Consider the following 9,454-nt stretch of genomic DNA (forward strand, 5'->3'; position numbering starts at 1 on the left):
GTTGGCGATTGTAGTTTCCCGGGGAGGCGGTCCCGCCGAGGCCGGACGCGCTGCCCGGCGTGGCAGGGATTCTGCGGCTTTGCCGCCTGCCGATCAAACCCTTGGGGGCCTTTTCAGGCCTCGCTCAGCCGCACATAGGTGGCCAGCAGCGCACTCTTGGCGACCACGCCCAGCAGCACGGGGTTTTCCGCGCTCTCGATCACCGGCAGCCGCTCGCCCAGATGGTCGAGAAAGCGCTGCAGCGCCTCGCCCAGCCCGGTGCCGGCGGTGATCGGCTGGATCGTTTGGGAGAGCAGGGCGGAGGCCGTCGTCTCCTGGGGCGCCGTACCGAGCGACGAGAGCGGCACCACGCCGAGATAACGGTTGTCCGCGTCCACCACGTACAGGTACTTCACGGGGTACTGCAGGAAGAGCCTGCTCATCGCCTCGCGGTCCGCCTGCGGTCCGACCACCGTTTCGGCCGGCTGCACCAGGTCGCGCATGTGCAGCCCGCGCAGGCGCATCTGGTCGTCGCGCTGCGCGTTGCGATGCAGCGTGATCTCGTACATCGAGCCCGCATTGGCCGAGCGCGCGACGAAGTACGCGATGACGCTCGCAGCCATCAGCGGCAGCATGACCTGGTAGCTCAGCGTCATCTCGAAGATCATCAGGATGGCCATCAGCGGCGCCTGCGTCGCGCCCGCCAGGAAGGCTCCCATGCCGACGATGGCGTAGGCGAAGGGCGCCGAGCTCGCCGCCGGCCACAGTGCCTGCACGCCCTGGCCGAACAGCGCGCCGATCATGCAACCGAAGAAGAGCGCCGGCGTGAACACGCCGCCCACCGCGCCCGAGCCCGCCGTGGCCATGGTGGCGACCGCCTTGGCGAGCAACACCATCGCGATCAGCGTCCATGCCCATGGCGTGTGCAGCACTGAATTCACCACGCTGTAGCCATTGCCCCAGACCTCCGGCATCGGCACCGACACTGCGCCCATCACGAGCCCGCCCAGCGCCAGCCGCCACGGCAGAGCGATCGGCAGCCGCGAGAACAACGCCCGGCTGCCCTGCAGCGCGCGCAGGAAGCCGACCGCCGCGAAGCCCAGCAGCACGCCGAGCACGCAGAACAGCACGACCTCGGTGCCGTGGATCTCCGGGAACGGCGGCATCCTGTAGGGCGGCTGGTAGCCCGGCAGCGCCCGCATCGCGACGTTGGCGACCACCGAGGCGATGATGATCGGCCCCACGCTCTCCATCGCGATGGAGCCCAGCACGATCTCCGCGACGAAGAAGGCGCCGGCAATGGGCGCGTTGTAGGCTGCCGTAAGGCCCGCCGCCGCGCCGCAGGCCACCAGCAGCCGCAGCCGTTCCGCCGGAAAGCGGAACACCCGCCCGAGCAGCGACGAGGCCAGCGCCGCCAACTGCACCATCGAGCCCTCGCGCCCGATCGAGCCGCCGGTGCCGATGCTCACCAGCGAGGACGCGCTGCGCGCCAGCGTCTGCGCCACCGGAATGCGCCCGTCGCCCAGCACGATGGCTTCCATGTAGTCCGAGGTGGCGCTGCGTTCGGCCACGCGCTTCGCGAGCACCAGCAGCAGTCCCGCCACCAGCCCGCCGAGCGTGGGGCAGGCGATGCGCGCCCACCACGGCAGGTGCTTGGCCATCGCCACGAGCCCTTCGCCCGGCCCGAGCACCAGATGCTCGAAGGCCAGCAGTGCCGCGCGAAAGAGTTCGGTCGCCAGCGTGCCGAGCAGTCCGGCCACGATGGACCACAGCAGCATCGACTGCCAGCCCGAGACACCGAAGAGACGCTGCAGCGCCGAGCGAAGATTCAGGAAGACCGAGGCGGGCCGCATCATGGCCGTCGATGTTAGCGGTACCACGACTTTCGACTTAAGTAACGCTGGGCAGGGCATAGAATTCCGCCCGTTGGTGCTCGCGCCGTGGTTCGCACGGCGCAGTTCAACGGGAAGCAGGAGTGGAAGCCCCGGGTTCGTACCGGAACAAGGCCGAAGCCGCCTGCGCTGCCCCCGCAACGGTCAAGCAGACGGCGCCGCAAGGTGCCAGCCCCTTTCCATCGAAGCCACTGGACGCCCTGAAACAGGTGTCTGGGAAGGCGGTGAGGAGCCGTTCTGCCAGCCCGGATACCGGCCAACAAGGCGGCTGCCGCACGCGTCGACGATGAACGCATGCGCGGCCATTGCGCCCAGGCGCCGGCGGGGAGGCCGGCCAGGGGTATTGACGTTCGTTCGCTTGATTCATGATTTCCCACGTTTGCTTTTCCCGCGGCCGCGTTCCTGCGCGCCGTTTCCGCCAGGCCTGCCTGCCGCTCGCACTGGTTTCCGCCTTCGGCGGCACGGCGGTCCATGCGCAGGAGGCGCCAGCCCTCGCCGAGACGGTGGTCACGGCCAACCGCACGCCGCAGCCGCTGTCGGACCTCGTGGGTGACGTCTCCATCGTCGACCGCAAGGCGATCGAGCGCAGTGGCGCGACCGGCGTGGCCGACGTGCTCTCGCGCCTGCCCGGCATCGAGATCTCGCGCTCCGGCGGCGTGGGCAACACCACCAGCCTGTTCATCCGTGGCGCCGAGACGCGCTTCACCGCCGTGTACCTCGACGGCGTGCGCATCGACTCGCAATCCACCGGCGGCGCCGGCTGGGAAGGCATTCCGCTCTCGCAGATCGACCGCATCGAAGTGCTGCGCGGCCCGGCCGCCGCGGTCTACGGCTCCGACGCCGTGGGCGGCGTGATCCAGCTTTTCACCAGGCGCGGCGAGGAGGGCGTGTCGCCCTACGCGGGCATCGGCATCGGCAGCTACGGCCTGCGCAAGATCGAAGGCGGCGTGAGCGGCAAGTCGGGCCTCTTCGACTACTCGTTCGGCGTGGCACATGAAGAGAGCAAGGGCTACAACGTGCAGCCCGTGGACAAGCGCAACGTGACCAAGGACGGCTTCACCAGCCCCGACCGCGACGGCTACAACAGCACCTCGGGCAACGTGAAGCTGGGCTTCCAGATCACGCCCGACCAGCGCATCGAGGCCACGATGCTCGCCAGCGATACCAAGGCCGGCTACGACGCCACCGTGGCCTACAAGACCAAGCCGCCGATCCTGTTCCGCGACGACGTGTCGAGCAACACGCTGCGCACCGCCGGCCTGACCTGGTCGGCCAAGTGGAACGACGTCTACAGCACCCGCGTGCAGGTGACCGACTCGCAGTCGGTCTACAAGACGCAGCCCTCGTTCTACCGGACCGAGACCAAGCTGCGCGGTTACCTGTTCCAGAACGAATTCCGCTTCGGCCCGCACCTTGTCACCGCCACGCTGGAGCGCCGCGAGGACGCGCTCGAGAACGCGGCCACCACCACCTCGAAGCTGCTGTCGCGCGACCGCTCGCAGAACGCCATTTCGCTCGGCTACGGCTTCGTGCAGGGCCCGCACTCGCTGCAACTGCACGTGCGCCACGACAGGGACAGCGAGTTCGGCGGCAAGACCACCGGCAGCGCAGCCTACGGCTACGCCATCACGCCGTCGCTGCGCTTCACGGCGTCGGCCGGCACCGCCTTCCGCGTGCCCACGCTGTACCAGCGCTTCAGCGAATACGGCCTGGCCACGCTCAAGCCCGAATCGAGCCGCAACCTCGAGCTGGGCCTGCAGTACACCGAAGGCGCCACCCAGCTGGGCGTAGTGGCGTACGCCAACCGCGTGCAGAACCTGATCGTGTTCGACGGCTCGGCCAAGGGCTGCGCCTCGTCCTTCGGCTGCTACGCGAGCACGGCCCGCGCGCGTTACCAGGGCGTCACGCTGTCGGGCAGCCACCGCATCGGCGACGTCACGCTGCGCAGCTCGCTCGACTTCCAGGACCCGCGCGACCTCGCCACCCACAACCTGCTGGCCCGCCGCGCGCAGCGCCACGCCACCATCGGCGCCGACTGGCGCGTCGCTGGCTGGACGCTGGGAGCCGAGGTGCAGACCTCCAGCCGCCGCTACGACGATGCCGCCAACAGCGTCAAGCTCGGCGGCTACACGGTGCTGAACCTGTCGGCCACCACGCAGATCACGCGCGACCTCAACCTGGTCGCGCGCGTCGACAATGCGGGCAACAAGGACTACCAGTTCGCGCGGCTGTACGCCACCGCAGGCCGCACCGCGTACGTCGGTCTCAAGTGGACGCCTCAATAAGCTCATCTCCCCGTCCGGACGGCACCGCCAGCGGTGCCGCGGCGGTTTCATGCGCCGCCGTGCTCGTGGCCGCCCCGGCCTCGGGGCAGGGCAAGACCACCGTCGCGGCCGCGCTGGCGCGGCTGCATGCGCGCCAGGGCCGGCGCGTGCGCGCCTTCAAGTGCGGTCCCGATTTCCTCGACCCGCACTGGCTGGCGCTTGCCACCGGTGCGCCCGTGCATTCGCTCGATCTCTGGATGACCGGCGAGGCCGACTGCCGCGCGCGCCTGCACGAGGCGGCGGCCGGATGCGACCTGTTGATCGTCGAGGGCGTGATGGGCCTCTTCGACGGCACTCCCAGTGCCGCCGACCTGGCGCAGCGCTTCGGCCTGCCGGTGCTGGCGGTGATCGATGCGCAGGCCATGGCGGGCACCTTCGGCGCGCTGGCCTACGGGCTGCAGAACTTCCGCCCCGGCCTGCCGTGGGCGGGCGTGCTGGCGAACCGCGTGGCCAGTGAGCGGCACGCGGGCATGCTGAAGGACGCATTGCGCGATCCCTCGCAATGGCTCGGCGCCTTGCCGCGCGAAGCGGGGTTCACGCTGCCCGAACGGCACCTGGGGCTGGTGGCCGCCACCGAACTCGGCGACGCGACGGCGAGGCTCGACGCGGCGGCCGACGTGCTGGCCGCCACGCCGCTCGGACAGATGCCGGTCGCCCGCATGCCGCAGGTGCGCTTCGAGGCTCCCGCATCCGACGAGGCGCAGGCCGTACCGCCGCTGCTCGCCGGCCGCACCATCGCCATTGCGCGCGACGCCGCCTTCTCCTTCATCTACCCGGCGAACCTCGACGTGCTCACGGCACTGGGCGCGCGGCTAAGCTTCTTCTCGCCGCTCGCGGGCGATGCACTGCCTGCCTGCGATGCGGCCTGGCTGCCCGGCGGCTATCCCGAGCTGCACGCCGGGGCCCTGGCCGCCTGCGCGCCCATGCGCGAATCGCTCGCCGCGCACGTCGCCTCGGGCAAGCCGGTCTGGGCCGAGTGCGGCGGCATGATGGCGCTGTTCGACGAACTCGCGCTGCAGGACGGCGGGCAGGTCCATCGCCTCTGGGGCCTGCTGCCCGGCCGCGTGACCATGCAGAAGCGGCTGGCCGGCCTCGGGCCGCAGCAGCTCGCGCTCGGCAGCCATGTCCTGCGTGGCCACACATTCCACTATTCCAGCTGCGAGACGCCGCTCGTGCCCGCCGCGCACACCGCCCGGCCCGGGGCGACGCAGCCCGTGGGCGGGCGCGCCGGCGAAGCGCTGTACGTGCACGGGCCGGTGCGCGCGAGCTATTTCCACGCGTGGTTCGCCTCCAGTCCGCAAGCCACCGCGCGCCTTTTCGGCGCCATGCCCATCGAGTTGGAGAGCCATGCCGCATCAACCGACCAAGCCTAGGACCCCGGCGCACGAGTTCATCCTCGGCGGCCAGAAGAGCGGCAAGTCGCGCCGCGCCGAGCAGCGCGCCATCGACTGGCTCGCGGCCGATGCGCGTACGCACCGCGCCGTGCTGATCGCCACCGCGCAGGCCTACGACGACGAGATGCAGGAGCGCATCGTGCGCCACCAGGCCGACCGGGCCGAGCGCGTGCCCGGCATGCGCACCATCGAGGAGCCCGTCGAGCTCGCGCGCGCCATCGTCACGCAGAGCACGCCCGAGACGCTGGTGGTGGTCGACTGCCTCACGATGTGGCTCACGAACCTGCTGATGCCCATGCCTTCGGAAGACGCCCGCCCCGTGACGCGCACACCCGCGACGCACATCGCCATGCTGCTGGTGGCCCTGCGCGATGCGCCCGGGCCGGTGGTGCTGGTCGGCAACGAGATCGGGCTGGGCGTGATTCCGCTGGGCCGCGAGACGCGCGCCTTCGTCGATTCGCTCGGCCGGCTGAACCAGGACGTGGCCGCGGCCTGCGACCGCGTCACGCTGATGGCGGCCGGCCTGCCGCTGAGCCTGAAGGCGCCCGCTGCATGAAGAAGGTCTTCGCTCTGCTGGCTGTGCTCGGCCTTGCCCTGTGCGCGCTGTCGGCGCATGCCCTGGAGGTGGTCGACGAGCGGGGCGTTTCCGTCGAGCTGCCGCAGCCGCCGCAGCGCATTGTCACGCTGCTGCCGTCGCTCACCGAATCGGTCTGCGCGCTCGGTGCCTGCGACCGGCTGGTGGGCGTGGATCGCTATTCCAATTCGCCCGCGCAGGTGAAGGTGCTGCCGCAGCTCGGCGGCGGCATCGACCCGAACGTGGAGGCCATCGTCGCGCTCAAGCCCGACGCGGTGCTGCTGGCCAAGTCATCGCGCGTCACGCAGCGGCTGGAGGCGCTGGGCCTGAAGGTGCTGGTGCTCGAGCCCAAGAGCCATGCCGACGTGCGCCGCGTGCTCGACAAGCTCGACCAGGTACTCGGCACGCACGAGGCGCCCAAGGTCTGGCGCGTGATCGACGCCAGCGTGTCGGCCGCCGCACAGTCGGTGCCCGCGGGCGCGAAGGGCCAGCGCGTGTATTTCGAAGTGAACAGCGCGCCGTACGCGGCCGGCGAGTCGTCCTTCATCGGCGAGACGCTCTCGCGGCTGGGCATGAAGAACATCGTGCCCGCATCGCTGGGCCCATTCCCCAAGCTCAACCCCGAGTACGTGGTGCGCGCGAACCCCGATCTCATCATGGTCAGTGTGCGCAGCGCGCAGGGGCTGGAGCAGAGACCCGGCTGGGGCGGCATCCGCGCGGTGCGCGAAGGACGTATCTGCCGCTTCAGCGAAGAGCAGTCCGACGTGCTCGTGCGGCCCGGCCCGCGCATGGACGAGGCGGCGCGGCTGATGGCCCGATGCCTTGCCGACAAGTTCGGCGAAAAGTTCGGTGACAAGGGCGGCGGGCGATGAGCGTGGCGACCGTCAGGCACACGGCCCATCTGCGTCGCGTGCTGCTGCTGGGCGCCGGGCTGCTGGTGCTGGGCGCCGCGCTCATGCTGCTGGGGCTCGGCATCGGCAGCACCGGCTTCGAGAGCTTGTTCGCTGCGCGGCACGACCCGGTGGCGCTGCAGATCGTGTGGGATATCCGCCTGCCGCGCACCCTCGGCGCCTGGCTCGCGGGCGCGCTGCTCGGGCTGGCGGGCGCGGTGGCGCAGGGGCTCTTCCGCAATCCGCTGGCCGATCCGTACCTGCTGGGCAGCGCCTCGGGCGCCTCGCTGGGCGTGGCGCTGGCGCTGCTGATGTTCGGCGGCTCGGCCGCCAGCGCGCAGTGGGTGATGCGGCTCGGGCTCACCGGCGCGGCCTTCCTGGGCGCGGTGCTCGCGGTGATGCTCACGCTGATGCTGGCGCGCGGCGTGCAGCAGACGCTGCGGCTGCTGCTGGCCGGCGTGATCGTCGGCGTGGTGCTCGGCGCCGCGAAAGACCTCATCACCATCGCCTCGGCGGACATCCTCCAGGCCATCCAGGGCTTCGTCCTCGGCAGCACCGGCCTCGTCGGCTGGAGCGCCTGCGCGGTGATGGCGATGGTCGGCGCCGTCTGCCTGCTGGCGGGCTGGGCGCTGGCACCGGTGCTCGACGGCCTCGCGCTCGGCGAAGCCACCGCGCGCAGCCTGGGCCTGCCGCTGGGCGCGATGCGCGCGGCGCTGGTCGTCGTGCTGGCGCTGGCCACCGGCGCGGCCGTGGCGCAGACCGGGCTCATCGCCTTCGTCGGCCTGGCGGCGCCGCACCTGGTGCGTTCGGTCGTGAAGACCACGCACGCGAGGCTGATCTTGCTGTCGGCGCTGATGGGCGGGCTGCTGCTGATGGCGGCCGACCTGCTCGCGCGCTGGCTGATCGCGCCGCAGGAACTGCCGGTGGGCGTGCTCACGGCCGTTCTGGGCGGCAGCTACCTGCTGTGGCTGATGCACCGGCGCAGCGCGCGCGGAGGCGTGGCATGAGCCGCGACGACACGCCCGCCGCGCTCGAGGCGCGCCGCCTGAGCGCCACGCTCGGTGTCACCGAGGTGCTGCACGACATCGACCTGGCGCTGCCGTCGGCCCGCTGGACCAGCATCGTCGGACCGAACGGCGCGGGCAAGTCGACGCTGCTCAAGGCGCTGGCGGGGCTGCTCGCGCATCGCGGCGAAGTGCGGCTCTTCGGCGAGGCGCAGGACAAGGTGCCCGCCCGTGTGCGTGCCCGGCGCCTTTCCTGGCTCGGCCAGAGCGGCACGGGCGAGGGCAGCGCCGACGACCTGATGGTCTACGACGTCGCCATGCTCGGCCGCCTGCCGCACCAGCGCTGGCTGGCCGCGCCCGGGGAAGCCGACCGCGAGGCGGTTGAGCGGGCCCTGCGCAGCACCCAGGCCTGGGACTGGCGAGACCGCCCGCTGGGCCAGCTCTCGGGCGGCGAACGCCAGCGCGTGCTGCTGGCGCGCGCGCTCGCGGTGGAGGCCGAGGTGCTGCTGATGGACGAGCCGCTCGCCAACCTCGACCCGCCGCACCAGGCCGACTGGATGCAGATCGTCCGCGCGCTCGTCGCCGAAGGCCGCACCGTGGTCAGCGTGCTGCACGAGCTGCCGATGGCACTGGCGGCCGACGAACTGGTGGTGATGGACCGGGGCCGCGTCGTCCGCCATGGCGGCTGCGACGACCCGGCCACCCATGCCGCGCTGGAGCAGGTGTTCGACCACCGCATCCGCGTGCATCGCGTGGCGGACCAATGGATCGCGCTGCCGAAGTAGCCACACAGAAAACAAGCACAGGAACAACACACCATGCAGATCGAAACCCCACCCAGCGAGAAGCCCTACGAAAAGCCCGAGGGCGAGCGCCGCGGCATCGTCATCGTCAACACCGGCGACGGCAAGGGCAAGAGCACGGCCGCCTTCGGCCTCGCGCTGCGCGCGCATGGCCGCGGCAAGGCCGTGAAGATCTACCAGTTCATGAAGGTGCCGAGCGCGCGCTTCGGCGAGCACCGCATGTTCGAGCAGATCGGCATCCCGATCGAAGGCCTGGGCGACGGCTTCAGCTGGAAGAGCCAGGACCTGGAGCGCTCCGGCCAGCTCGCGCGCGACGGCTGGGAGAAGGCGAAGGCGGCGATCCTCTCGGGCGAGTTCTTCCTCGTGGTGCTCGACGAGATCACCTATCCGCTGATCTACGGCTGGTTGCCGCTCGAAGGCGTGCTCGAAACGCTGCGCGCGCGGCCGAAGCACGTGCACGTGGCGCTCACCGGCCGGCGCTGCCCGCCGGAGATCATCGAGCTGGCCGACACCGTGACCGAGATGATGCTGGTCAAGCACGCCTTCAAGGCCGGCATTCCCGCGCAGCGCGGCATCGAGGACTGAAGAAGAAAG

7 protein-coding genes, 1 pseudogene and 1 riboswitch are annotated in these 9,454 nt (G+C 70.9%); of the genes and pseudogenes, 7 read left to right on the forward strand and 1 reads right to left on the reverse strand.

Annotated features, from left to right (window positions below; all coding sequences use genetic code 11):
- Nucleotides 1-113 precede the first annotated feature (113 nt).
- On the reverse strand, nt 114-1,835 hold the full coding sequence (locus EJP69_RS00975; protein ID WP_126468443.1) for a ClcB-like voltage-gated chloride channel protein: 1,722 nt from the start codon (nt 1,833-1,835) through the stop codon (nt 114-116).
- Nucleotides 1,836-1,890: 55 nt separating this feature from the next.
- Nucleotides 1,891-2,146, forward strand: a riboswitch (cobalamin riboswitch).
- A 90-nt stretch (nt 2,147-2,236) separates the two neighbouring features.
- On the opposite strand from EJP69_RS00975, the gene EJP69_RS00980 reads away from it, so the two are divergent.
- The 7 genes and pseudogenes from EJP69_RS00980 to cobO form a co-directional block, all read left to right on the forward strand.
- Nucleotides 2,237-4,156 (forward strand): TonB-dependent receptor domain-containing protein, encoded by a 1,920-nt coding sequence (locus tag EJP69_RS00980; protein ID WP_093202481.1) that lies wholly within the window; start codon nt 2,237-2,239, stop codon nt 4,154-4,156.
- Nucleotides 4,141-5,568: a cobyrinic acid a,c-diamide synthase CobB gene (locus EJP69_RS00985; protein ID WP_126468444.1), complete on the forward strand. Its 1,428-nt coding sequence runs from the start codon at nt 4,141-4,143 to the stop codon at nt 5,566-5,568. The genes EJP69_RS00980 and EJP69_RS00985 overlap by 16 nt, the downstream gene beginning before the upstream one ends.
- Entirely contained in the window at nt 5,543-6,145 is a 603-nt protein-coding gene (locus EJP69_RS00990; RefSeq protein ID WP_126468445.1) for a bifunctional adenosylcobinamide kinase/adenosylcobinamide-phosphate guanylyltransferase, read from the forward strand. The genes EJP69_RS00985 and EJP69_RS00990 overlap by 26 nt, the downstream gene beginning before the upstream one ends.
- Nucleotides 6,142-7,035: an ABC transporter substrate-binding protein gene (locus EJP69_RS00995; protein ID WP_126468446.1), complete on the forward strand. Its 894-nt coding sequence runs from the start codon at nt 6,142-6,144 to the stop codon at nt 7,033-7,035. The genes EJP69_RS00990 and EJP69_RS00995 overlap by 4 nt, the downstream gene beginning before the upstream one ends.
- Nucleotides 7,032-8,060 (forward strand): FecCD family ABC transporter permease, encoded by a 1,029-nt coding sequence (locus EJP69_RS01000; RefSeq protein WP_093202477.1) that lies wholly within the window; start codon nt 7,032-7,034, stop codon nt 8,058-8,060. The genes EJP69_RS00995 and EJP69_RS01000 overlap by 4 nt, the downstream gene beginning before the upstream one ends.
- The gene (locus EJP69_RS01005) at nt 8,057-8,842 is read left to right on the forward strand and encodes an ABC transporter ATP-binding protein (protein WP_093202474.1); all 786 of its coding nucleotides are present in this window, start codon (nt 8,057-8,059) and stop codon (nt 8,840-8,842) included. Before EJP69_RS01000 ends, EJP69_RS01005 begins: the two co-directional genes overlap by 4 nt.
- A 30-nt stretch (nt 8,843-8,872) precedes the next feature.
- Nucleotides 8,873-9,445, forward strand: a pseudogene (cobO, locus tag EJP69_RS01010) (cob(I)yrinic acid a,c-diamide adenosyltransferase); the annotation flags it as partial.
- Nucleotides 9,446-9,454: the final 9 nt, after the last annotated feature.

The sequence above is a fragment of the Variovorax gossypii genome, assembly GCF_003965815.1.
Taxonomy (GTDB): Bacteria; Pseudomonadota; Gammaproteobacteria; order Burkholderiales; family Burkholderiaceae_C; genus Variovorax; species Variovorax gossypii.